Here is a 23,798-nt window from a genome sequence, read left to right on the forward strand (position 1 = left end):
CCGGCTTCGCGGATGCGCGAAGCGATCCGGCGCCCGCCTATTTCTCCCGGGCGAGCTTCGCCAGCTCGACCAGGACCGCCCGCGCTTCCGCCGGGGCCTTGATCGGCGTCGGGAAGGCGACGCGCGCCGTTTCGTCGCCGCAGATCAGATCGAGCCCTTCCGGATCGATTCCGCTCGCCCGCCATTGGCCGGGCTTCGCGCCCGCGAGCTTCTCGGCGTAAAGCGCCAGCGCGTCGGCGTGGTCGGCGTTCATATGGCCTATGACGTCCGCCTCCGCCGCGATGAGTGATTCCGCGCCGCTCACGTCGGTCAACAGCGCCTGCGGCCCGAAATCGGCCGCCCGCGCAAAGCCGCCATTGAGATGCACGGACTCGATCTCGGCCCGCCAGAAGGAAAAGTCCGGAAAATCGGCGTAGAGCTGCGCCTTGGGATTGCGGGCGAGGAAGCGCGCGCGGACGCCGGGGCTCTGCGTGCGCGCCGCCTTGGCGACGAGGGTCAATCGGGGATGGGCCATGGGATCGCCCCGCCCGCCCTGCGGGAGCAGCAGCGAGCAGCGGCCGTCCCGCTCAAGATTGCGAGTGTGGCGCGCGAGCCTGGAAAGAAGCAGGATCGGCGCCCCGTCATGATCCGTGGCGATGGCGGTCAGGGTCGCGAAGGGCGCTCCGTCTTCGGTCAGCGTCGCGAGCGTGGCGGTTCGAACGCTGCGCAAGAGGCGCTTGGATTCGCCCGCCGGATCGAAGGAAGGATCCTGACGCGGATCCCGAACGGGCCCGTCTTCTTTAGCTATCGTCATGATTTTGCCTGCATTTCTATCTCAAAAGGGCGCCGGGGTCGCTTTGCCGGCCAAACGTGTATATAAGAGAGGCGTAAGTCTGTCGCAGCTGGCGCACTTTCGGATAAGTTGACAGACGCTTTCGAAGAGAATCTGCTCTGGATCAGCACAGGCGCCTCTTCAATGCGCATCGGGCGTATCTGGCCGCTTTGTAGGCCACATTTCAGCCGCGATAGATCGGGAGCTTAGTCAGGGTCGGCAGAAACCCGTAAGTCCCGGGCGATGATGGAAAGCGCCGCGCCGCAGAGGGCGCGCGATCCGCGCTCCGCAAGTCGCCAGACGCGTCTATCGCCGCCAACAAGCAAAGGACGATCATGCCGACCATCGCTCTCGTCGACGACGATCGCAACATCCTGACCTCGGTCTCCATCGCGCTCGAGGGCGAGGGCTATCGCGTGCAGACCTATACGGACGGCGCCCAGGCGCTTGACGGCCTGCGCGCCAATCCTCCGGATCTTGCGATCTTCGATATTAAGATGCCGCGCATGGACGGCATGGAGCTTCTCCGCCGCCTGCGGCAGAAATCGGACCTTCCGGTGATTTTTCTCACCTCCAAGGACGAGGAGATCGACGAGCTCTTCGGCCTCAAAATGGGCGCCGACGACTTCATCCATAAGCCCTTCTCCCAGCGCCTGCTCGTCGAGCGCGTGAAGGCGATCCTGCGCCGCGCCAACCCCAAGGAGGCGGCGGCGCAGAAGGAGACCGAGGCCAAGGTGCTGGAGCGCGGCGCGCTGGTGATGGACCCCGAGCGTCATACCTGCACCTGGCGCGGCGACCCCGTGGTTCTGACGGTCACCGAATTCCTGATCCTGCAATCGCTCGCGCAGCGCCCCGGCGTGGTGAAGAGCCGCAACGCGCTGATGGACGCCGCCTATGACGATCAGGTCTATGTGGACGACCGCACCATCGACAGCCACATCAAGCGGCTGCGCAAGAAGTTCAAGGTCGTCGATCCCGATTTCGAGATGATCGAGACGCTCTATGGCGTCGGCTACCGCTTCAAGGAAATGTAGCGGCGGGGCGGACGCTTCATGAGCGCATCCGAGACCGGCGACGTCCTCGCGGAGGAAACGGGAGAGCCGGGCGACTCCGCCCCGTTCGACGCCGCCTCCTTTCGGCAAATGGACACGACCGCAAGGCCGCCGGCGCGGCGCGCCCGCACGGTCAACATCCGCCTGCGCCGCCTCTCGCGGGCGATTCAGTCGCATCTCTCCTCGTCGCTGACGCGCCGCATCGTGGTCCTGAATCTCGGCGGCCTCGTCGCGCTGCTCGGCGGCTTTCTCTATCTCAACCAGTTCCGCGAAGGCCTGATCGACGCGCGCGTGCAGAGCCTGCAGACGCAGGGCGAGATCATCGCCGCCGCGGTCGCGGCTTCCGCGACCGTCGACACCGACGCCATCACGATCGACCCGGAAAAGCTTCTCAAGCTCGCGCCGGGCGAAAGCGCGACGCCGGGCGAGGGCCAGCTTGCGATGGAGTTCTCCCTCAATCCGGAGCGCGTCGGACCGCTGCTCAAGCGCCTCGTCTCGCCGACGCGGCTGCGCGCGCGCATCTATGACCGCGACGGCTATCTGCTGCTCGATTCGCGTTCGGTCTCGGGCCGCTCCAACATTCTGCGCTTCGATCTGCCCTCCCCCGGCAGAACGACGACGATCGACGCCTCCTCCTTCCTCCAAAAGACGCTCGACCTTCTGCGCCGTCTGACCCGCCGACCCGAATTGCCCCTCTACGAGGATATCGGCATGGGGAACGGCAAGACCTATCCGGAAGTCGCGAGCGCGCTGGAGGGACGCGCGCATTCGGTCGTGCGCGCCAATGACAAGGGCGAGACCATCATCGCCGTCGCCGTGCCGGTGCAGCGCTTCCGCTCGGTGCGCGGCGCGCTGCTGCTCTCCACCATGGGCGGCGACATCGACGCGGTCATCGCCCAGGAACGCTGGGGCATCATCCGCATCTTCCTCGTCTCGGCCGGCGTGATGCTGCTGCTCTCGCTCTTCTTCACCAACACCATCACCGAGCCCATGCGCCGTCTCGCCGAAGCCGCCGAGCGCGTGCGCCGGGGCGCCAAATCGCGCCACGAGATCCCGGACTTCTCCGACCGGCCGGACGAGATCGGCCATCTCTCCGCCGCGCTGCGCGACATGACGACGGCGCTTTACAACCGCATCGAGGCCATCGAGCATTTCGCCGCCGACGTCGCGCATGAGCTGAAGAATCCGCTCACCTCGCTGCGAAGCGCCGTCGAGACGCTGCCGATTGCGAAGACCGACGCCTCCCGCGACCGCCTGCTCGCCATCATCAAGCACGATGTCGGTCGGCTCGACCGGCTGATCAGCGACATTTCCGACGCCTCGCGCCTCGACGCGGAGCTTGCGCGCGCCGACATGGGCGACGTCGATCTCTTCAAGGCGCTGATCACCGTGGTGGGCATTGCGCGCAGCGTGGAGCGCGGCGACGGCGTGAGCATCGAGATGACGGTTCGGCACTCGTCGAACGAGCCGATGCGCAGGCGCTGGCGCGTGCGGGGCCACGATTCGCGGCTCGGCCAGGTGTTCAACAATCTCATCGACAACGCCCGCTCCTTCTCGAAGCCGGGCGGCAGCGTGCGGGTCCTGCTCTGGCCGGAGCGCGCCAAGGGTCCCGGGGGAACGCCGCTCGACGGCTATGAGATCATCGTGGACGACGACGGTCCCGGCATTCCCGAAGGCGCCTTCGAACGCGTCTTCGAACGCTTCTACACCGATCGCCCGGAGCAGGGCTTCGGACAGAATTCCGGACTGGGCCTCGCCATCTCCCGGCAGATCATCGAGGCGCATGGCGGCCGCATTCGCGCCTTGAACCGCACCCAGGCCCATCCCGACGGCACGGACGAGCCGGCGCCCGGCGACGAGGTTCTGGGCGCGCGCTTCGTCGTCTGGCTCCCCGCGGCGCGATGACCGGCGCGCCTTCGTCCTATATCCACGCCAACGCCCTCGTTCTCGGCGAAAAAGGCCTGCTGCTGCGGGGTCCGCCGGGAAGCGGAAAAAGCGCGCTGACCCTCGACCTGATCTCGCGCTTCGAGGCGCGGGGCGATTTCGCGCGGCTCGTCGGCGACGACCGCGTCAGCGTCGAAGCGCGCGGCGGACGGCTCGTGGCGCGGCCGCACCCGGCCATTGCCGGCATGATCGAAGCGCGGGGTCTCGGCCTGATCCGCGTCGAATGCGAGCCCGCCTGCGTCCTGCACGCCGTCGTCGACGTCTGCGCGCCGGGAGAAACGCCGCCGCGCCACCCAGAAGAAGACGAAAAATCGGCGTCGGTGCGCGGAATTATCCTGCCACGCCTGTTCGCGGCGGATTGCGGCAATGCCTCGGTTGCACGAATCATCTTTTTCCTTCAGGGAATTACGACAATTTGAGGTTCGGTCGCGCTTTTTGCTTGCCAATTTCGCGGCGACGCACAAAATGGCGCGCCTGACGAGCGCCGAGGCAAAATGGGATGGGCGCGGCGGCTCCGCTTGTATATGCTGCCGCTGGGGGCGAAAGGCCGCGGCGGGTTTTGCAGAACAACCGTCACTTGGCATCGCGCAACGCGAGACGTCTTCATGAGTGGTAGGGTCGAATGATCGGAATGGTCTTGGTGACCCACGGCCACCTCGCCACGGAGTTCCGCGCCGCGCTCGAACACGTGGTGGGCCCGCAAAAGCAGCTCGTGTCGATTTCCATCGGTCCTGAGGACGACATGGAGCGTCGCCGCGCCGACATTCTCGAAGCGATACACAAGGCCGATAGCGGCGAGGGCGTCGTGCTTCTCACCGACATGTTCGGCGGCACGCCCTCCAATCTGGCGATTTCGGTCATGAATGGGAGCAATGTGGAAGTTCTCGCCGGCGTCAACCTCCCCATGCTCATCAAGCTTGCTTCCGTGCGCGACACGGCGACGCTGGAGCAGGCGGTGCTTCAGGCGCAGGACGCCGGCCGAAAATACGTGTATATCGCGAGCCGAGTTCTGAACCCGAAGTGATCCTCTATGCCCGACGCGCAAGAACAGGCGGCCGAAAGCGCCGTTTCCCGCGATTTTCCCATCATCAATAAAAAGGGGCTTCACGCGCGCGCGACGGCGAAGTTCGTGCAATGCTGCGAGAAGTTCGACGCCGAGGTCACGGTCGCCAAGGACGGCGAGACCGTGGGCGGCAGTTCGATCATGGGCATCTTGACGCTGGGCGCCGGATTGGGCTCGACCATCACGGTCTCGGCGGCCGGCCCCCAGGCGGCGGAGGCGCTCGACGCGCTCGAGGCGCTGGTCGCCAACCGCTTCGGCGAAGACGAATAAGCAGGATCGCCCGGCTCCGACCTCTCGCCGCGCCTTTTAGGCGCGCATCCTGACCGAGGCCGGCGCGCTCGTCAGCCGCGCCGGACTCCAGGCGGCCACGAAAGCCTCGAGCCTGTCGAGCGGCATGGGCGCGGCGATGAAACGGCCCTGCGCTTCGCCCACGCCGTTCTCGCGCAGCCAGTCGAGCTGTTCCCGCGTCTCGACGCCATCGGCGCCGACGACCATGTGGAAGCCTTTCGCCATCCGCGCCACGCCGGTGACGATCGCCGCGCAATCCTTTCGCGTCGGGGCCTCGCGCACCAGCAGGCCGTCGACCTTCACCCGTTTCAACGGCAATTTGCAGAACTGCGCGAGCGAGGCGAAGCCGGACCCAAAATCGTCGAGCGACATTGCGACGCCCGCTTCGGACAGTTTTCGCACTTGCTCGTCCGACGCCTGATCGACGCCGTGCATGGCTTTTTCGGCGATCTCGATTTCCAGGCGGGTCGGTGGAAGTTGCGCGCGCGCGATCGCCTCCAGCAGGCGCCGCGCATAGTCGGGTTGGCGAAGCTGGAGCGCCGAAACGTTGACGCAGACCCGGAATCGATCCGAAAAGCGCGCCGCGGCCGCGCTCGCGGCTTCGGCCGCCCAGAGGCCGATGTCGTGGATGAGGCCGGTCTCTTCGGCGAGGGGGAGGAAGACCCCCGGCGGAATCTGGCCGCGCGACGGATGATTCCAGCGCGGCAGCGCTTCGAAGCCGGCGATCTCGCCCGTCGCGACGTTCAGGATCGGCTGATAGACGAGCGAAAGCTGGCCGTCCGACAAGGCCAGCCGCAAATGGCGCTCCGTGAGCGGCGCCTCGGCCGACTCATTTTCCCCCGCGCGCTCGAAAAGTCGCCAGCCGCCATTCTGTTTGGCTTGGTAAAGGGCGACGTCGGCGCTTTTGAAAAGCGAGCGCTGATCCTTGCCGTCGCGCGGGGCCAGCGCCCCGCCGACGCTCGCCGCGCCCTGAACCGCCCGCCCCTCCAGCGTGAAAGGTTCGTCGAAACAGGCGACGACGCGCCGCGCCACGGCGCTGGCCGCCTCCTGCGTCGTCACCTCGGCGGCGATGATCGCAAATTCGTCGCCGCCCAGGCGGGCGACGAGATTGGAGGCCCGCAAGGAAGCCCGCATGCGCCGCGCCGCCTGCGTCAGCAATTCGTCGCCGGCGGGATGGCCATAGCGATCGTTGATGGTCTTGAAATTGTCGACGTCGACGCAGAGCAGCAGGAAGCCTCCGCCATAGCGGCTGACGCGCGCGAGCTCGCGTTCGATGGCGTCGGTGAAGGCCAAGCGGTTCGGCAGGCCGGTGAGGGCGTCGGTGCGGGCCTCGCGCTCGGCGTCCATCTGCGACAGCGCCCGGTCGCGAAAACTCTCCGCCTCCACATAGACGCTGCGGAGAAGGACGAGCGTGTAGATGCAGAGCACCACCGCGATGCGCGTCAGGTCTGGATCGTCGCCCGCGATCAGGGTCGCCGCCGCGGTGAGCACGATGGGGCCGGCGAAAACCGTGGCGGCGAGCGGCGCGCGGGCCAGGGCGAAGGCGCCGCCGAACAACATGCCGGCGGTGAGCGAAATGACCATGAGCCGCGCGCCCGGACTGGCCTCGAGGAAGAAGAGCGGCGGCACGGCCGCCCAAAGCGCGCCGAGAACGGCCGCATTGACCACCGCGCGGCGCCCGATGCTGGACGGGCCCGCCGCCGCCGGGCGGGGTTCGGCGCCGCGCCGCCGCGCGCGGAGATAAATGTAAAGCGAGACAAAAAGCAGCGCATCGGTCCAGATCGCGACCCGCGCGCCGAGCGGCGTGTCGATGAGCGTCGACAGCAGCGCGAGCGCGTTGCCGATATTCGCCGCCATCATGCCCGGCGTATTGCGGCGCAGCGCGGCGAACTGCTCTTCCTGAAGCCGCGCCGCCCGAACGGGATCTTTCGGATAGACGAGCATTTCCCGCAACCGCCGGGCGCAGGATCGCGCGTTCCGCCAGAAGGGATCAAGCATTGACGATCCCTCTCGACGCCAATCGCCGCGCCGGCGGCGGCGACTCGAACTTTTGCGGAAACGAACGCCTCAGCCAAGCTCTTGCGCGACGCGACCCGCGCCTGTAAGCGCCTCCTGGGGCGAAAGAGCGGGCGAGACGATGACGGTCCTCAAGATTTATGCGCGCGTCCTCGGCCAGTTGCGCCCGCAGGCGCGGCTCGCCATGATACTGGTGGCTGCAAATCTGTCGCTCGCGATCGCGCAATTCGCCGAACCTCTACTCTTTGGCCGCATCATCGACCGCATGACGCAGGCGCAGGCCCCCGGCCACACGCTGACCTGGGGCGACTTGCTGCCGCTCCTCCTGGCCTGGGCGGGTTTCGGCCTGTTCTCGATCGGCGGCGCCATCCTCGTGGGACTGAACGCCGACCGGCTCGCGCATCGCCGCCGCCTCGCCGTCGTGTCCGAATATTTCGAGCATGTCCTTAATCTTCCCCTCACATTCCATACGAATGTGCATTCCGGACGCCTCCTTAAGACGATGCTCGACGGCTCCGGGGCCATGTTCGGCCTGTGGCTGTCCTTCTTTCGCGAAAATTGCGCCTCCTTCGTCGCGCTTTTCATTCTTCTGCCGTCGACGCTCTTCCTCAATTGGCGGCTCGGCGGCCTCTTGATGGCGCTCGTCGTCGTCTTCTACCTGACGACGAGCTACGTCCTCCGGCGCACGGAGGCCTTGCAGGGCCAGGTCGAGCGCCACAATTCCTCGCTCGCCGAGCACGCTTCCGACGCTTTGGGAAATATCCCCGTCGTTCAGAGCTTTACACGGGTCGAGAGCGAGTCGCGGGCGCTTCGCCGCATCATTGAGGAGGTGCTGGCCGCGCAAATGCCGGTGCTCTCCTGGTGGGCGCTCGTCGCCGTGGCGAGCCGCGCCTCGGCGACTCTTACCATTCTGTGCATCTTCATGCTCGGGGCCTGGCTCCACTTGAACGGCATGGCGACGATCGGCGAGATCGTCACCTTCACCAATTTCGCGACCATGCTCATCGGCCGGCTCGAGCAAGTCGTGGGTTTCGTTAACATTCTCTTTCAGCAATCGGCGAAGATCGGCGAGTTTTTCGAGGTTCTCGACACGCAAGCCGCCGTCGCCGACCGGCCCGGCGCGCGCGACGCGGGCCGCCTCGCCGGCGCCGTCGCCTTCGAGAACGTCGCCTTCTCCTATGACGCCCGCCGCAAGGCGGTGAAGAATGTCAGCTTCTCGGCCAAGCCCGGCCAGACCATCGCGCTGGTCGGCGCCACCGGCTCCGGCAAGTCGACGACGCTCGGCCTCCTGCATCGCGTCTTCGATCCGGACGAGGGCGCGGTGAAGATCGACGGGTGCGACATTCGCGAATTCACGCTGCTGTCGCTGCGCCGGAACATCGGCGTCGTCTTCCAGGAGCCGATGCTCTTCGCGCGCACGATCGAGGAGAATTTGCGCATCGGCAATCCGGACGCGACGGATGAGGAGATTGCGCAAGCGCTCGAACTGGCGCAGGCTTCGGAGTTCGTCTCGCGCCAGAGCGACGGGCGCGCCACGCGCGTCGGCGAGCGCGGCCGCTCGCTGTCGGGCGGCGAGCGCCAGCGCCTCTCCATCGCCCGCGCCTTGCTGAAGAACCCGCCGATCCTCGTCTTCGACGAGGCGACCTCGGCGCTCGACGCGACGACCGAGAAGCAGATCCAGAAGGCGCTGGAGGCGGCGACCAGGGGGCGCACCACCTTCGTCATCGCCCACCGCCTCGCGACCGTGCGCAACGCCGACTCCATCCTCGTCTTCGATCAGGGCGAGATCGTCGAAAGCGGCTCCTTCGAAGCGCTGGTCGCCAAGGGCGGCCGCTTCGCGACGCTGGCCGCCGCGCAATTCATGACCGAGCCGCCGCAGCCGACGGCGGGGCTGGAAGGGCTGCACGAGCCGACGGCCCCGCAGGCGCGAGCGGGATAGTCCGCCCCCGTCATTGCGAGCGTAGCGAAGCAATCCAGAGCCATGATGACGCCCCTGGATTGCTTCGCTTCGCTCGCAATGACGGGCCTGCGACGGCGGGAACAAGCGCCATGACCAGGGAAAGGCTCAAGCGCACATAAAAAAACCGCGCCCCTTTCGGGGCGCGGCCGCAAGTCGGTCAAAAGCGATCTCTTAGCGGATCACGTAAGGCAGCAGGCCCAGGAAGCGGGCGCGCTTGATGGCCTGGGCCAGTTCGCGCTGCTTCTTGGCCGAGACGGCGGTGATGCGGGACGGCACGATCTTGCCGCGCTCCGAGATGTAGCGGGAGAGCAGGCGCGTGTCCTTATAGTCGATCTTCGGGGCGTTGGCGCCGGAGAAGGGGCAGGACTTGCGGCGGCGGAAGAAGGGACGACGGGGCGCGGCGCTCATTCGGCTTCTCCTTCGGTGCGGCCTTCTTCACGACGGGGGCGACGCTCGCCACGATCGCCGCGCGGGCCGCCGGGGCCGCGACGCTCGCCGCGGTCGTCATCGTCGCGCTTGCGGAGCTGCGCGGACGGGCCTTCCTCCAGCTCCTCGACGCGCAGCGTCAGGACGCGGAGAATGTCCTCATTGATGCTCTGCTGGCGCTCCAGCTCGGCGATGGCGGCCGGCGGGGCGTCGATGTTGATGAGCGTGAAATGCGCCTTGCGGTTCTTCTTGATGCGGTAGGCCAGGGACTTGACGCCCCAATATTCGACCTTGCCGACCGTGCCGCCGAGCGACGCGATGACATTCTTGAACTGCCCGGTCAGAGCCTCCACCTGCTGGGGAGAAATGTCCTGACGGGCGAGATAGACATGCTCGTAGAGAGCCATGATTTTCGCCTTTCCATTGTCGCGAGCCGTTCCGGCGCCAAGCCCTTCGAGCGCTTCTGGGAACAAAGGTTCCGGGGAAAGGCTCGAGAAGGAAAGTTCGAAGGCGGAGACACGGGAAGACGGGGCGGGCCCCTCGCCTGTCCTTAAACGATCCTTAAGGACGCGGCGCTTCCGTTCAGCCCCCGGCCGGGAACCTCACGATCCGCGCCTTATACGCAGGTTTGGCCAGGATGCAAGGGCGGATGCGCCCGCGCCGTCGCGCATTTGCGAAGTTGCGCGGCGTGGATGGCCGGGACGAGCCCGGCCATGACGGCGTCGGCGACTTTCGAGATGTGCGCAGCGGTAGCCGTAAAGGGGCGGGATTCGGTCATGCCCGGCCTCATCCGCTTGCCCCGGCGCCCGGAACGATTGAAGGTCCCCGATCCTTGCCGGCGCCCTTGCGCGCGGCTATGGTCCGCGCGCAAAGGGATCGAGGGGAGCGGCATGAAAGGCAAAATCGCGATCGCAACGGCGCTCCTCGCCCTTTCGCTCGCGCTTTCGGGCTGCGACAAATGCGGCGGGCTCCAGGAGATTCGCGTTCCCGGCCAGCCGCATGCCTGCAAGGACGCCGCGCGCTGACGCGGATTCGCCCCCATCGCGCGTCGCCGTTCTGAAAACAGGGGCGAGCGGAAGACCACCGACAGCGGGAGCCTTGCATGTCGCAAGCCGATCTCTTCCTCGAAAAGAAACGCCGCGGCGAGAAGATCGTCGTGATCACCGCCTATGACGCGCCCACCGCGCGCATCGAGGCGGAAGCCGGCGTCGACGCCATTATCGTCGGCGACAGCGTCGGCGTGAATATTCTCGGCTATTCCCACGAGCGCGAGGTGACGCTTTCCGACATGGCGCATCACATCGCCGCGGTGCGGCGGGGCGCGCCGGACGTCTACCTCATCGGCGATCTGCCCTACGCCACCTATGACACGCCCGAAATGGCGCTCGAAAGCTCCCGCGCGCTGCGCGCCGCCGGCGCCGATTGCGTGAAATTCGAAGGCGCCCAGCCCGACGTCGTCGCGGCGCTCGTCGCGGAAGGCTTCGACGTCTGCGGCCATCTCGGGCTCGAGTCGCAGCATCAGGACGTCAAGCGCCGGCAGGGCAAGACCGCCGCGGCCGCCGCCAGGCTCTATGACGACGCGCTGGCCGCCGACGCCGCCGGGCAGAAGCTTCTCGTGCTGGAGCTGGTGCCGCAGGAGCTCGCGGGGCGCATCACCCGCGCGATCCGGTCGGCGACGATCGGCATCGGCGCCGGGCCGGAGACGGACGGGCAGGTGCTCGTCGTCAACGACCTCGCGGGCCTGACGATGCGCGATTTCAAGCATAATCGCCGTTACGGGCGGGTCGGCGCCGCGCTGCGCGACGCGGTTCTCGCTTATGCGACGGAAGTGCGCGCCGGCGACTTTCCCGGTCCGGAGCACGCCTTTCATATGGCGGATGACGAGCGCGCGGCCTTCGAGGCATGGGTCCGGACGCGCGGCTGATGACGCAGCCCGCGCGCTTGACCAAGGCGGCGCGGCGATGAGACAAACCCTCGACGCCCCGCCAATTTACCGGGCGGCCGCGCGCCGCTCTCCGGCGGTCCGTCCTATATCGCGAGGGGGCGCGTTTGGCCGATCATCCTTTCAATCCCGCAACGAGCGCGCCCGAGGAGCCTTTCTACGCCGACGGCCACCCGCTCGACGAAGTCCATTATCTCGAAGCGAAAATCATCCTGAACGGCCTGCGCTTCACTTCCGTCCAAAGCTTTCGCGAATTCGAGAAGATCGTTCGCAGGGCGGCGAAAGAGGCGCGCGTCGATTTCGATACGGACTCCTGCGAGGGCGTCCGCCCGCAGATTCGCGAGGTCCTTTTCCTCGATACGAAGGATTTCACGCTCTACAACAACGCCTTCATCCTGCGCCGCCGCACGGCCTATGAAGACGGCTTTCCCACGGGCGAGCCGGAGATCGTCTTCAAGTTCCGCCATCCCGATCTCGACGCCGCCTCCCGGCTCGACATGCGGCCGAGCATTCCCGGCATGTATCGCATCAAGTTCAAGGAAGAATGGCTGCCGCGCAAGGACCGCATCGGCGGCATGCGCTCGCTCTATTCTCACAATGTCGAATTCAAGCTCGATCCGCTGCGTTTCAGCAACGACCTCACCGCGCATGAAACGCTCATCGAGGTCTTTCCCGCCTTGCGGCCGCTGCTGCGCAATGACGGCGAACGTCTCGAGCTCGTGAACCGGACGGCGGTCGAAGAGGTGCTGCAAAAGCTCGGCGCGCTCGATTTCGGCAAGGGATTCGAGGCGGAGAGCAATGTCGCCGTCTGGCGCACGCGCGGCGACCAGCATCAGCTCGTCGGCGAATTTTCCTTCCAATGCAAATTCCAGCGGCGCGAGGAGCTGAGCGCCAAGGCGCTGTTGAAATGCGACGAATTCTTCAGGCTGCTGCAGCGCGAGGCGCAGGATTGGATCAGCCTCGGCACGACCAAGACGGGCGCGGTCTATCGCCTGAAGGGCGCCCCGCCGCAAAGCCATGAGTGAGACTTTGCGGGATTCCCCGCCCGGCAGCCCGACAGTCTCGATCGCGAGGATTTTCCTCGCCTTCCTCATGATCGGCGCGACGAGCCTGGGCGGCGGCGTGATCGGCTATTTGCGATCGAGCCTTGTCGGCTCGCTGAAATGGCTCGACGACGAGACCTTCGTCGAGCTTCTCTCGATCTGCCAATCGCTGCCGGGGCTCAACGCGTCCAATATGGCGATCCTCGTCGGCGACCGGCTGCGCGGCGCGGCCGGCGCCGCGGCGGCGGTCCTCGGCGTCTGCCTGCCCGGCGGGTTGATCATGGTCGCGGCCGCCGCCGCCTATGGCTCGGCGCATAAGGATTTTCCCGTCGTCAACGCCATGCTGCACGGCGTTTCGGCGGCGGCGGTCGGCATGGTGCTTTACGTGACCGTCGAGCTCGGGCGAAAGACCATCCGTAAGCCGCCCGACGCTTTCTTCGCCGCCGCGACGCTCGCCTTCGTGACGCTGCTTCACGAATCGGTTCTTCTTGCGCTCTTCACCGTCGCGCCGGTCGCGATCCTCTGGTTTCGCCCGCGAAAGGACGGCCCGTGAAGCAGATGATCGGCCTCGTCGGGGTCTTCGCCTATCTGTCGCTCCTGACCATTGGCGGCGGCATGGCCGCCTATCCCGAGATGAAGACGCTGACCGTCGACGTCTTCCACTGGCTGACGGCGGACCAGCTCGTGCGCCTTTACAGCCTCGGCCAGATGGCGCCGGGGCCGAATATGATGATGATCGCCGGAATCGGCGAATGGGTCGCCGGACCTGTAGGCGCGCTGGCGGCGACGCTCGCCTTCTTTCTGCCGACAGGGCTGCTGACGCTCTGGGTCGGCAGAATCTGGGAGCATCTCGCGGGCTGGCCGTGGCGCGCCTCGATCCAGCGCGCGCTGAGCGCGGTGTCGATCGGCCTCTTGCTCGCGGGCGTCTTCGCCATCGCCAAGGCGGCGGTCGCGGGCTGGACCGGCGCCGCCATCGCAATCGCCGTCTTCGCGATACTCATGGTCACGCATATGAACCCGCTGCCGCTGATGGCGCTCGCGGGCGTCGCGGGGGCCTTCCTGTTTCGCTGAGCCATGAGCGGGGTTTTTCCCTCGCCCCGCTTGCGGGGAGAGGGTAAGGGTGAGGGGCAAAGCCGCCAAGCGAATGGATTGCGCGGCAGCTCCTCAATGAAACCTCAACCTGCATGTCGCGGCCTTGCCCCTCACCCCAGCCCTCTCCCCGTTCTTACGGGGAGAGGGGGCGCGCCCGAACGATATTCGCCATATGACCGCTTCCTTCGAGACCCCCGTCGGCCTTCTGCTCGTTAATCTCGGCACGCCCGACGCGCCGGACGTCCCTTCGGTGCGCCGCTATCTGGCGCAGTTTCTTTCCGATCCGCGCGTCGTCGACCTGCCGCGCCTCGTCTGGCTGCCCGTGCTCCATGGAATCGTGCTCAACACGCGGCCGAAGAAATCGGCGCAGGCCTACGAATCGATCTGGAGCCAAGAAACCGGCGAGGGTCCGCTGAAGACCATCACGCGCCTTCAGGCCGAGAAGCTTGCGGCCTGGGCCGCGACGCTCGGCGGCAAGGCGCCTGTCATCGTCGATTACGCGCTGCGCTACGGCTCCCCCTCGATCCCCGCTCAAATCGACGCCCTGATGGCGAAAGGCTGCGCGCGCATCGCGCTGCTGCCGCTCTATCCGCAATACGCCGCCTCGACCAGCGCCTCGGCGGCCGACGCCGCCTTCGCGGCCTTGAGGCGCATGCGCAGGCAGCCGGCGCTGCGCATCGGCGCGCCGTATTACGACGAGCCGGCTTACGTCGCCGCGCTCGCGGCGAGCATAAGGCGCGAACTCGCCGCGCTCGATTTCGAGCCCGAAATCCTGCTCGCCTCCTTCCACGGCCTGCCGCAATTGCAGGTCGATCGCGGCGATCCGTACCGGACCCATTGCGAGGCGACCTGGCGGCTGCTGCGCGAGGCGCTGGGCATGCCGGAAGAAAAGCTCCGACTCTCCTTCCAGTCGCGCTTCGGGCGCGCGAAATGGATCGGCCCCTATACGAGCGACGTGGCGGGCGAACTCGCGACGGCGGGCGTCAAGCGCCTCGCCGTGGTCGCGCCGGGCTTCTCGGCCGACTGCCTGGAGACGATCGAGGAGCTCGGCGCCGAAATCCGCAACCTCTTCCTGGAGAAGGGCGGCGAGAAATTCGCCCGCCTGCCCTGCCTGAACGACAGCGCGGAAGGCATGGCGCTGATCGAAACGCTCGCGCGGCGGGACTTGGCCGGCTGGGTGTGAAATTCCCTCTCCCCGTGAAAACGGGGAGAGGGTCAGGGTGAGGGGCAAGGCCGCTTCGCAAAGCTTGGTCGCCACTCGCGCTCGCTTCGCCCCTCACCCCGGCCCTCTCCCCGCAAGCGGGGCGAGGGAGAGCGCTGCGGCGCCCTCGTCCAAGCCTTCTTGCTCGCGCCAAAATTCGCCGCTTCGATAGGCCCATGCAGACCTTCCGCCTCGCCGTGATCGCCGCCGCTCTCGCCCTCGCGGCCCCCGCCGCCGCTCAGGAGGCGCCCTCGACCGGCGGCCAGGCGATCGGCGGCCTCTTCGACGCCTTCGGCCTGCGCAAGCCCGTGCCGGCGGCGCCGGATTTCGTGCGCGAATCGCGGCCCGAGCGGCTCGACTATGTGCCCCTCGCCCCGGCCCCGCAGTCCGACCACAAGAAAAGCGCCGCCGAGTTGCAGGCGGCGGGGGCCGCGCTGGATCGGGCCGCGGCGGAAAATCGGCGCCGGGCGGCGCGGGTGAAGATCCCGAATTAAATCTTCCTCCCCATTCGCGCCCATTTGGCGAAGCCGCGCCAAGGGTCTAGAGTCGCGGCCTTCCTGAATCGAAACCGGTCGAGCAATGTCGGACTTCTATCGCATCAAGCGCCTGCCCCCTTATGTCTTCGAGCAGGTGAACCGCCTGAAGGCCAAAGCCCGCGCGGCGGGCGCCGACATTATCGACATGGGCATGGGCAATCCCGACCTGCCCGCTCCCAAGCATGTCGTCGACAAGCTCGTCGAGACAGCCGGACGCCCGCGCACCGACCGCTATTCGGCGAGCAAGGGCATTGCGGGGCTGCGCCGCGCCCAGGCCGGCTATTACTCCCGCCGCTTCGGCGTGAAGCTCGATCCCGAGACGCAGGTCGTCGCGACGCTCGGCTCCAAGGAGGGCTTCGCCAATATGGCGCAGGCGATCACGGCCCCCGGCGACGTGGTGCTGGTCCCGAACCCCTCCTACCCGATCCACGCCTTCGGCTTTCTAATGGCGGGCGGCGTCATCCGCTCCGTGCCCTCCGCGCCGACGCCGGATTATTTCTCGGCGCTCGAACGCGCGATGATCCATTCGATCCCCAAGCCCATCGCGGTGATCGTCTGCTATCCGTCCAATCCGACGGCCGAGGTCGCCTCGCTCGATTTCTACAAGGACCTGGTCGCCTTCGCGAAGAAGCACGACATCTTCATCCTCTCCGATCTCGCTTACGCCGAAGTCTTCTTCGACGACGATCCGCCGCCCTCCGTGCTGCAGGCGCCCGGCGCGATCGACGTGACGGTGGAGTTCACCTCGATGTCGAAGACCTTCTCCATGGCCGGCTGGCGCATCGGCTTCGCCGTCGGCAATGAGCGTCTCTGCGCGGCGCTCGGCCGCGTGAAGAGCTATCTCGACTATGGCGCCTTCACGCCGATCCAGGTGGCGGCGACCGCCGCGCTCAACGGCCCGGACGATTGCGTGAAGGAGATGCGCGCCATCTACAGAAAGCGCCGCGACGTGATGGTGGAGAGCTTCGCCCATGCCGGCTGGCCGATCCCGGCGCCCTCCGCCTCCATGTTCGCCTGGGCGCCCGTGCCGGAGCGCTTCCGCTCCATGTCGAGCCTGGAGTTTTCAAAGCTCCTCATCGAGAAGGCCGACGTCGCCGTGGCGCCGGGCGAAGGCTTCGGCGAGCATGGCGAAGGCTATCTGCGCCTCGCTTTGGTCGAGAACGAGCAGCGCATCCGCCAGGCCGCCCGCAATCTGCGCCGCTTCTTCGACTCGGCGGACCAGCTCCACAACGTCGTGCCCCTCGTCGCGCGCGGGTAAGCCTCCCCGTCATTGCGAGGAGCGAAGCGACGAAGCAATCCAGAGCGGCGATACGGCTCTGGATTGCTTCGCTTCGCTCGCAATGACGGATGGGCGGTTATCGCGGCTTAGCGCCGGAAGAACCGCCGCAGGCCGCCCATGCGGGATCGCTCGGCGGAACGGCGCTCTCTCGGCTCCATTCCGTGCGGCTCGTCCAGTCCGGTCCCCAGGACCCTGTCCAAAACGGCGTCGGCGCGGCGACCGACTCGTCATAAACGCTCGGCGGCGGATCGGCCTGCGCCCTCGAATTGCGCGAAAGATGGCTCGTGGACACGTAGCCGGTCTGCCCGTCGTAAGAAATCAGGCTCCACTTCTTGCCGCGCTGAACCACCTCGACCGGCGCGGGCGCGGGGATTGTCCCGATCAGACCGCCCACATAATCGGGGGAGGAGAACAGATAGGCGTCCTGATAGACGCATCCGGGCGCAGCCCGGGCGTCCAACGCCGCGGCGGGCAAAAATAGGATCGCGATCATGACCGCGCGTTTCATCAGCGCCTCCCGGACCTCGTTTCGTCCGAGAGATTGTATACGCTCGCAGCTTATTTCATAGTATTATTGTAGGTTAATGCCCCGGCGCGCCGCCTAGCCCTGCCCGCCGACGCGCTCGATCTGCGCGCCGCAGCCCGAGAGCTTCTTCTCCAGCCGCTCGAAGCCGCGATCGAGATGATAGACGCGGTTGATCGTCGTCTCGCCGCGCGCGGCGAGCGCCGCGATGACCAGCGACACGGAGGCGCGAAGGTCGGTCGCCATGACCGGCGCGCCTTCGAGATGATCGGCGCCCGTCACGATCGCCGTATCGCCCTCGAGCTTGATATGGGCGCCGAGCCGCGCGAGCTCCTGAACATGCATGAAGCGGTTCTCGAAGATCGTCTCGCGAATGCGAGAGGTTCCCCCGGCCCGCGTCATCAGCGCCATGAACTGCGCCTGAAGGTCGGTCGGGAAAGCCGGGAAGGGCGCGGTCTCGACGTCGACCGGGGCGATGCCGGCGCCGTTGCGATAGATGCGCAGCCCCTCATTCGTCTCCGAGGCCGTCGCGCCGGATTGCGCCAGCACATCCAGCGCCGCCTGCAAGCTGTCGGCGCGGGCGCCGGCGAGCAGCACGTCGCCGCCCGTCATCGCCACGGCCATGGCGTAGGTGCCGGCCTCGATGCGATCGGGCATCACCGCATGGCGCGCGCCGTCGAGCGAGGTCACGCCCTCGACCTCGATGGTCGGCGTTCCGGCGCCGGAAATCCTCGCGCCCATTTTGGCGAGGCATTCGGCGAGATCCACGATCTCCGGCTCGCGCGCCGCATTGCGGATGACGGTCGTTCCCCGCGCGAGCGTGGCCGCCATCAGCGCCGTATGCGTGCCGCCGACCGTGACCTTCTCGAAATCGATCTCGCCGCCGACAAGGCCGTCCTTGACCGAGCCGACGACATAGCCGTTTTCGATCTCGATCCTGGCGCCGAGCTGTTGCAGGGCCTTCAGCAGAAGGTCGACCGGACGCGTGCCGATGGCGCAGCCGCCCGGCAGCGACACGCGGCATTCGCCCATGCGGGCGAGCAGCGGCGCGAAGACCCAGAAGCTCGCGCGCATGCGCGAGACGAGCTCATAAGGCGCCGTCGTGTCGACGATCTCGCGGGCGGTGAAATGCACCGTGCGGCCGGCGTTCTCGGTATCGCCCTTGCGCTTGCCGGAAATGGTGAAATCGACGCCGTGATTGCCCAATATCCGCTCGAGCTGCGTGACGTCGGCGAGCAGCGGCATGTTTTCGAGCGTCAGCGTCTCCTTGGTGAGGAGCGAGGCGATCATCAGCGGCAAAGCGGCGTTCTTGGCCCCGGAAATGGGAATGACGCCGTTGAGGGGCTCGCCGCCGATGATTTTGATCTTGTCCATTATCCCTCGCTGTCGCTCTTTTGCGCGGTCGTCCGCAGCGCCCGCTCACGGGCCTTGCGGCGCGCCAAATTGGCCCGGAGCGCCGCGGAAAGGGCGGCGGCGTTCTTCCTGGCTCCGGCCTTGCCAGCTTTTTCGCCCGAATCCGCCCCTTTTGGGGCGGAGCCCGGCTCCTTGCCTTCTTCCGTCATCGCCAACCAGCCGTGAAAGAGCGTCCATTAGGAAGCGGGACTTTCCTAGGCCTTTGCAAGAGGGGTGACAAGCGCGGCGGCGCACATCGCCGCCCCGCCGCGCGAGACGCGCCTTACAGCGCCTTCACCACCAGCGTGCCGTTGACTCCGCCAAAGGCGAAGGAGTTGGACAGCGCCGTGCGGATCGGCATTTTACGCGCCTCGTTGGGAATGGCGTCGACCGGGCATTTGGGGTCCGGCTCGATGAAATTGATCGTCGGCGGCGCGATCTGTTCGAGCAGCGCGCTGATGGTGACGGCGAGCTCCAGCCCGCCCGAGGCCCCGAGCGCGTGGCCGTGGATGGGTTTGGTCGAGGAGACCGGCGGCGGCTTGTCGCCGAAGACCGCGCGCATGGCCTCCGACTCGGTGATGTCGTTGGCGTAGGTCGCCGTGCCGTGAGCGTTGAGATAATCGACGTCCTTCGGCTCGAGGCCGGCGCTTTCCAGCGCCATCCGCATGCAGCGCGCCGGGCCGTCGACATCCGCGCGCAAGGGATCGAAAGCGTCGCTCGTCGTGCCGTAGCCCGCGAGCTCGCAGAGCGGCGCCGCGCCGCGCGCTTGCGCGGATTCGAGCGTCTCCAGAATGAAGACGGCCCCGCCCTCGCCGATGGTCATGCCGTTGCGCTTCGCGGAGAAGGGCCGGCAGAAATCGGGGGTCAGCACGCGCAGCCCTTCCCAGCCGCGCATGGAGCCATTGATGACGCAGGCCTCCGCGCCGCCGGCGATGGCGCGGTCGGCGCGGCCGGCCCGCAGCATCTCGAAAGCCTCGCCGATCGCCTGCGTCGCCGAGGAGCAGGCGGAGGCGAGCGCGAAGGTCGGCCCCTTGGCGCCGTAGCGCATGCCCAGCGTCGTCGGCGCGGCGCTGGGAATGAGGCGCGGCACGGAAAGCGTGTCGGGGCGGAGGCCCTCCGCATATTCCCGATAGCAATTGTCGTCGATCGTATGGGCGCCGCCAATGCCGGTGCCGATGATGACCGCGGTGCGCGGGCCGCCGATTTCCTTGCCGGAAAAGCCCGCCTGCTTCACGGCCTCGTCGGCCGCGACGACGGCGTATTGCGTGAATTCGTCGCAATAAGGAAGAAGCTCGGCCTGGAGATGGGCGGCGGGATCGAAATCCGGCACCTGCGCGGCGATCTTGATGCGGCCGGGATAGGCGCGCGCGAGCTTGAGCGGCCTAATGCAGGAAACGCCGCCCTTCGCCGCCGCCCAGAGCGGGCCAGCGCCGACGCCCGCGGCCGAAACCGCGCCCATGCCCGTGACGACGACCCGGCGGCGATTATGTTCTGTCGTCATAACGGATTGATCTCCCTAGCTTAAACGCGGCAGGAACGATTCGCGCCCCGGCCGCTTGCGTGACGCAAGAGGCCGCCGAGCGCAACCCTTGCCGACGGCGGGACTATAGAGAGGCGCGACTCTGCTGTGAAATGCGGCGCCGGATCGCGACCGCGCCTCACAGATCGAGCGGCGGATCGCGCCGCTCGGGCGGCGGAGCGCTGAGCCGCATCCCGCGCCCAAGCGAAATCGCAATCGCGGCGCACATCGCCAGAACGGCGAGAGCAAGGGGCATGATCCAGCCCGGCGTGACGCCTACGCTCCTGGCGAACTGGTCGACAGAATTGCGGGCGACAGCCCTTTCGGAAGACGCCGAAGCCGGCGCCGGCTCCGCCGCCGTCTTGGCGACAGCCCTCTTTTCAAGGCCGAGAAAAACCTGCGGCGTAGCAGAGTCCGTCGCGAGCAGGGTTGTACGCTCCAGACTCGGGCGCGACAGCCAGGACATCCCCTCCGGCGCGGCGGTCTTCATCACCTTGAGGATCTCGCCGGCGGGCAGCCCCATCTCCCCGAGATAGGCGAGGACCCGCTTGTAATCGTCGGCGCGGGCGTCGTGGCGCGGGATATGACGGGTGAACGCGCGCTCGCCGACCACCCGCGTCTCCTTGGAGACCACGCGCCCGCCTCTGGCGAGGGTCCGGGTCTGATAATAGCGGACGCGCTGAAGCTGGTCTTGCTCGGGCACAAGCATCTCGTGGACGCCGACGCCCACGCCGGGCGCGACGACGCGACGAACGCCCGATGCGAGGACGAGCGTGCAGGCGGACGCGCAGAAGGCGCCCTTGAGGACAGGGCGGCCGTAATCCACGACGGCCTGCGGCTTTGCGCTTATCCCGCGATTATCGGCCGCCGGCGCCGCGGCGGGATCGGGCGCCAGGGCTTCCGCCCGCGTCACGATCACGTCGAGGCCCCTGGCGCGGATAATCCGGCCGATCGCCATCGCGGCGTCGACGTCGCCGCCCCCCGAACTGATCAGGATCGGCGGATGCGCGGACTTAGCGAGCGCCAGAGCCTCGCGAAACTGCTTCGGCGTATGCCCGTCGAACTTGCCCTCGAGCGCGATCCATTCGACGCAATCGGGCAGACAGTCGATCGCGCCGCTCCGCATGAGCGTGATTTTCATCTCGGGCGGCGGCGGGCTCTCCCGCCTCGGGCGCGCGCTCGCCGTGGGGAGAAGATGCAAGAAAGCGAAAAAGGAGAGAAACCAAAGGCGCATCATATACCGGTTCCGTCTATTATCGCGCTCCCCGTCATTGCGGGAGCGAAGCGACGAAGCATCCGGGAGCCGCTTGCTGGACGTCGTGGATTGCTTCGCCTTCCGCTTGCAATGACGCGCGAGCGCGTCGCGAAGCAGTCAGGCAAAAACCGCATCGGAAATACGCCCAGGCAAACATCGTTCGGCGGACGGCGCAAGCGTACCGCGGCGGCGCCGCCTTGCCTCTTCCGATCCTCTCCCCTATAAGCTGCCGCCCGGCGCCTGCGTTTCCGACACCCCTGGAGGCGAGCGGCGCTTTTTCTTTTCTAAAGGACACCGACAATGGCCGAGATGAAGACGCTCGCGGCCACGGTGCGCAGCGGGACCGGCAAGGGGGCCGCCCGCAGCGTTCGCCGTGAGGGCCGCATTCCAGCAGTCGTATATGGCGGCGGCGAAGCGCCCACGCCGATTTCGCTCGACAAGAAGGTCACGACCCAGTTGATCTTCGCGGGCCACTTCCTCACGACGATCTTCGAGCTCGAGATCGACGGCAAGAAGGAGCGCGCGATTCCGCGCGACTATCAGCTCGACGTCGTGCGGGACTTCCCGCTTCATGTCGATTTTCTGCGCCTGAAGCCCGGCTCGCGCCTCAAGGTGAACGTGCCGGTCCATTTCGTCAATCAGGAGCAGTCTCCCGGCCTGAAGCGCGGCGGCTCGCTCAACATCGTCTACCATGCGGTGGAGATGTACGTGCCGGCCGACAACATCCCCGAGGCGATCACCGCCGACCTCGCGGGCATGGACTTCAACGATTCGCTCACGATCGCGCAGATCCCGCTGCCGGAGGGCTGCAAGCCCACCAATCCGGACCGGAACTTCACCGTGGCGAGCCTCGCCCCGCCGGCCGGCGGCGGCGAAGAGGCGGCCCCGGCCGCCGCGGCCGCGCCGGCCAAGGGAAAGAAGTAAGCGGGACACGGCGATCGGGTGAAGGACAACGCTCCTCGCCCTCATGCTGAGGAGCCGCCAAAGGCGGCGTCTCGAAGCACGAGGGCGAGTCCAGATTGCGGGAATGAAGGTTTCCTCGTCCTTCGAGACGCGAGCTTCGCTCGCTCTCAGGACGAGGAAACCTTCACCGGATCGCCTTGGTAAGCGGGACGTCTCGTCTTGTGTTAATGGCCGGACTCTTCCGGCCATTTTCTTTCGGGTCCTTCCATGCTGCTCTTCGTCGGCCTCGGCAATCCCGGCCGCCAATACGCCAGGAATCGCCACAATATCGGCTTCATGGCGATCGAAGCCATTGCGCGCCGCCACGGCTTCGCGACCGCCCGCGCGCGCTTTCAGGGCCTTGTGAGCGAAGGCAATATTGCCGGCGAGAAGGCGCTGCTGCTCGAGCCGCAGACCTATATGAACGAAAGCGGCCGCTCGGTGGGCGAGGCCGCGCGCTTCCACAAGATTCCCGTGGCCGACATCGTCGTCTTCCATGACGAGCTCGATCTCGCGCCGGCGAAGTGCCGCATCAAGGTCGGCGGGGGCGTCGCGGGCCATAACGGCTTGCGCTCCATCACCGCCCATGTCGGCAACGACTATAAGCGCGTGCGGATGGGCATCGGCCATCCCGGCGACAAGTCGCTCGTGCATGGCTACGTCCTCAACGACTTCGCCAAGAGCGAGGAGCCGTGGGTCGAGGCGCTCTGCGACGCCCTCGCCGACAACGCCGCCCTGCTCGTGAAGGGCGACGACGCCGGACTGCAGAACAAGCTGCATCTCGCCATGGAGGCGAAAGGCTTCGGCGCGGTGAAACGGGTGGGCGAAAGGGAATGATCCGGCTCCCGGCGCTGCTGACGTTTCTGCTCGCCGGCGTCGCCTTGGCCGACGGCCCCGCCCCTTCCGGCGCCGCCTCGCACGCCGATCAAAGGCCGGTCCCGGCTTTCGGCGACGATCACCCGGATTGCGCGGAGTGGACCGACGGCTGCGTCGTTTGCGCCCGCGGGGCCGACGGCGCCGACTGCTCGATGGCCGGCGTCGCCTGCCTGCCGGCGGAGCCCGCCTGCGTGCGGCGGAGACCTTGAGTTAAATCGCGGATGAACGCCGCTCTCAGCGGCGGTTCAGGGCAAGTGGACGACGCTGCGATCCATCGAGACGAGGTCTCGACCTTCAGGAGTTCAAGCGATGATCCGCAACGTCCTTCTCGCCGCCGCCCTTCTCGCCGCCGCCCTGGCGCTCGCCGAAACCGCCGCGACGAAGCCCGCGGCGGCCGCGCCGGGCGCGACCCCAGTCCCCTCGGCCAAGATGGCGACCGAGGCCCGGCGCCTCGATCTGAACGCCGCGACCGTCGAGCAGCTCATGGCGGTGAAGGGCTTCGACAAGACGATCGCCGAGGCCATCGTGAAAGGGCGCCCGTTCAAGGCCGTCGAGGACCTGACCGCCCGCAGGATCGTCTCGGGCGAGATTCTGACGCCGGTGAAGGACCAGCTCTTCGTCCGCTGACCGGATCGCGC

The 23,798-nt window shown here is 67.0% G+C and carries 26 protein-coding genes; 18 read left to right on the forward strand and 8 right to left on the reverse strand.

Translation table 11 applies throughout. The annotated features are described in order from the left end of the window. Positions 1-37: 37 nt before the first annotated feature. Complete coding sequence (locus tag ACV7JP_RS03875; protein WP_457797931.1) at positions 38-793, reverse strand: HugZ family pyridoxamine 5'-phosphate oxidase; 756 nt, start codon at positions 791-793, stop codon at positions 38-40. A 353-nt stretch (positions 794-1,146) separates the two neighbouring features. Between ACV7JP_RS03875 and ACV7JP_RS03880 the strand changes: the two genes are divergently transcribed. From ACV7JP_RS03880 to ACV7JP_RS03900, 5 genes are all read left to right on the forward strand, one after another. Then, positions 1,147-1,845, forward strand: a complete 699-nt coding sequence (locus ACV7JP_RS03880; RefSeq protein WP_457797932.1) for a response regulator — start codon at positions 1,147-1,149, stop codon at positions 1,843-1,845. Positions 1,846-1,953: 108 nt separating this feature from the next. Further along, positions 1,954-3,768: a stimulus-sensing domain-containing protein gene (locus ACV7JP_RS03885; RefSeq protein ID WP_457799027.1), complete on the forward strand. Its 1,815-nt coding sequence runs from the start codon at positions 1,954-1,956 to the stop codon at positions 3,766-3,768. Further along, positions 3,765-4,226 carry an HPr kinase/phosphorylase gene (locus ACV7JP_RS03890; protein WP_457797933.1) on the forward strand — a complete coding sequence of 154 codons (462 nt, stop codon included), beginning with the start codon at positions 3,765-3,767 and terminating at the stop codon, positions 4,224-4,226. Before ACV7JP_RS03885 ends, ACV7JP_RS03890 begins: the two co-directional genes overlap by 4 nt. 203 nt (positions 4,227-4,429) lie before the next feature. Further along, the gene (locus ACV7JP_RS03895) at positions 4,430-4,831 is read left to right on the forward strand and encodes a PTS sugar transporter subunit IIA (RefSeq protein ID WP_457797934.1); all 402 of its coding nucleotides are present in this window, start codon (positions 4,430-4,432) and stop codon (positions 4,829-4,831) included. 6 nt (positions 4,832-4,837) lie between these two features. Next, a complete protein-coding gene (locus tag ACV7JP_RS03900) occupies positions 4,838-5,140 on the forward strand; it encodes an HPr family phosphocarrier protein (protein ID WP_457797935.1) in 303 nt (100 codons plus the stop codon). Between the two features lie 36 nt (positions 5,141-5,176). Here the strand turns inward: ACV7JP_RS03900 and ACV7JP_RS03905 are convergent, their stop codons facing one another. Next, entirely contained in the window at positions 5,177-7,156 is a 1,980-nt protein-coding gene (locus ACV7JP_RS03905) for a putative bifunctional diguanylate cyclase/phosphodiesterase (protein WP_457797936.1), read from the reverse strand. A gap of 139 nt (positions 7,157-7,295) precedes the next feature. Between ACV7JP_RS03905 and ACV7JP_RS03910 the strand changes: the two genes are divergently transcribed. Continuing rightward, the gene (locus ACV7JP_RS03910) at positions 7,296-9,113 is read left to right on the forward strand and encodes a glucan ABC transporter ATP-binding protein/ permease (RefSeq protein ID WP_457797937.1); all 1,818 of its coding nucleotides are present in this window, start codon (positions 7,296-7,298) and stop codon (positions 9,111-9,113) included. A gap of 192 nt (positions 9,114-9,305) precedes the next feature. On the opposite strand, the gene rpsR is transcribed toward ACV7JP_RS03910, so the two are convergent. After that, the gene (rpsR, locus tag ACV7JP_RS03915; RefSeq protein WP_457797938.1) at positions 9,306-9,542 is read right to left on the reverse strand and encodes a 30S ribosomal protein S18; all 237 of its coding nucleotides are present in this window, start codon (positions 9,540-9,542) and stop codon (positions 9,306-9,308) included. Continuing rightward, positions 9,539-9,967, reverse strand: coding sequence for a 30S ribosomal protein S6 (gene rpsF / locus ACV7JP_RS03920; protein ID WP_457797939.1), 429 nt, complete (start codon positions 9,965-9,967; stop codon positions 9,539-9,541). Before rpsF ends, rpsR begins: the two co-directional genes overlap by 4 nt. 483 nt (positions 9,968-10,450) lie before the next feature. Between rpsF and ACV7JP_RS03925 the strand changes: the two genes are divergently transcribed. The 8 genes from ACV7JP_RS03925 to ACV7JP_RS03960 all read left to right on the forward strand — a co-directional run bounded on the left by ACV7JP_RS03925 (position 10,451) and on the right by ACV7JP_RS03960 (position 16,632). Continuing rightward, on the forward strand, positions 10,451-10,585 hold the full coding sequence (locus ACV7JP_RS03925; RefSeq protein ID WP_457797940.1) for a hypothetical protein: 135 nt from the start codon (positions 10,451-10,453) through the stop codon (positions 10,583-10,585). A gap of 77 nt (positions 10,586-10,662) precedes the next feature. Next, on the forward strand, positions 10,663-11,484 hold the full coding sequence (gene panB, locus ACV7JP_RS03930; protein WP_457797941.1) for a 3-methyl-2-oxobutanoate hydroxymethyltransferase: 822 nt from the start codon (positions 10,663-10,665) through the stop codon (positions 11,482-11,484). A 125-nt stretch (positions 11,485-11,609) separates the two neighbouring features. Then, positions 11,610-12,527 (forward strand): hypothetical protein, encoded by a 918-nt coding sequence (locus ACV7JP_RS03935; RefSeq protein ID WP_457797942.1) that lies wholly within the window; start codon positions 11,610-11,612, stop codon positions 12,525-12,527. After that, positions 12,520-13,098, forward strand: coding sequence for a chromate transporter (locus tag ACV7JP_RS03940; protein WP_457797943.1), 579 nt, complete (start codon positions 12,520-12,522; stop codon positions 13,096-13,098). Before ACV7JP_RS03935 ends, ACV7JP_RS03940 begins: the two co-directional genes overlap by 8 nt. 5 nt (positions 13,099-13,103) lie before the next feature. Beyond that, complete coding sequence (locus ACV7JP_RS03945) at positions 13,104-13,616, forward strand: chromate transporter (RefSeq protein ID WP_457799028.1); 513 nt, start codon at positions 13,104-13,106, stop codon at positions 13,614-13,616. 193 nt (positions 13,617-13,809) lie between these two features. After that, positions 13,810-14,820 carry a ferrochelatase gene (hemH, locus tag ACV7JP_RS03950; RefSeq protein WP_457797944.1) on the forward strand — a complete coding sequence of 337 codons (1,011 nt, stop codon included), beginning with the start codon at positions 13,810-13,812 and terminating at the stop codon, positions 14,818-14,820. A gap of 194 nt (positions 14,821-15,014) precedes the next feature. After that, positions 15,015-15,332: a hypothetical protein gene (locus tag ACV7JP_RS03955; RefSeq protein ID WP_457797945.1), complete on the forward strand. Its 318-nt coding sequence runs from the start codon at positions 15,015-15,017 to the stop codon at positions 15,330-15,332. 85 nt (positions 15,333-15,417) lie between these two features. Then, complete coding sequence (locus ACV7JP_RS03960; RefSeq protein WP_457797946.1) at positions 15,418-16,632, forward strand: LL-diaminopimelate aminotransferase; 1,215 nt, start codon at positions 15,418-15,420, stop codon at positions 16,630-16,632. 97 nt (positions 16,633-16,729) lie between these two features. Here ACV7JP_RS03960 and ACV7JP_RS03965 read toward each other — a convergent pair whose 3' ends face one another. The 4 genes from ACV7JP_RS03965 to ACV7JP_RS03980 form a co-directional block, all read right to left on the reverse strand. Further along, complete coding sequence (locus ACV7JP_RS03965; RefSeq protein WP_457797947.1) at positions 16,730-17,161, reverse strand: SH3 domain-containing protein; 432 nt, start codon at positions 17,159-17,161, stop codon at positions 16,730-16,732. A gap of 93 nt (positions 17,162-17,254) precedes the next feature. Continuing rightward, positions 17,255-18,550, reverse strand: coding sequence for a UDP-N-acetylglucosamine 1-carboxyvinyltransferase (gene murA, locus ACV7JP_RS03970; RefSeq protein ID WP_457797948.1), 1,296 nt, complete (start codon positions 18,548-18,550; stop codon positions 17,255-17,257). Between the two features lie 301 nt (positions 18,551-18,851). Then, entirely contained in the window at positions 18,852-20,069 is a 1,218-nt protein-coding gene (locus ACV7JP_RS03975; protein WP_457797949.1) for a beta-ketoacyl-[acyl-carrier-protein] synthase family protein, read from the reverse strand. Positions 20,070-20,226: 157 nt separating this feature from the next. Then, on the reverse strand, positions 20,227-21,324 hold the full coding sequence (locus tag ACV7JP_RS03980) for a hypothetical protein (protein WP_457797950.1): 1,098 nt from the start codon (positions 21,322-21,324) through the stop codon (positions 20,227-20,229). 318 nt (positions 21,325-21,642) lie between these two features. On the opposite strand from ACV7JP_RS03980, the gene ACV7JP_RS03985 reads away from it, so the two are divergent. From ACV7JP_RS03985 to ACV7JP_RS04000, 4 genes are all read left to right on the forward strand, one after another. Then, positions 21,643-22,266: a 50S ribosomal protein L25/general stress protein Ctc gene (locus tag ACV7JP_RS03985; RefSeq protein ID WP_457797951.1), complete on the forward strand. Its 624-nt coding sequence runs from the start codon at positions 21,643-21,645 to the stop codon at positions 22,264-22,266. 246 nt (positions 22,267-22,512) lie between these two features. Continuing rightward, positions 22,513-23,121 (forward strand): aminoacyl-tRNA hydrolase, encoded by a 609-nt coding sequence (gene pth, locus ACV7JP_RS03990; RefSeq protein ID WP_457797952.1) that lies wholly within the window; start codon positions 22,513-22,515, stop codon positions 23,119-23,121. After that, a complete protein-coding gene (locus ACV7JP_RS03995; RefSeq protein ID WP_457797953.1) occupies positions 23,118-23,369 on the forward strand; it encodes a hypothetical protein in 252 nt (83 codons plus the stop codon). The genes pth and ACV7JP_RS03995 overlap by 4 nt, the downstream gene beginning before the upstream one ends. Before the next feature lie 100 nt (positions 23,370-23,469). Beyond that, complete coding sequence (locus ACV7JP_RS04000) at positions 23,470-23,787, forward strand: ComEA family DNA-binding protein (protein ID WP_457797954.1); 318 nt, start codon at positions 23,470-23,472, stop codon at positions 23,785-23,787. Positions 23,788-23,798 lie beyond the last annotated feature (11 nt).

It is taken from the genome of Methylocystis sp. S23 (genome assembly GCF_054106005.1).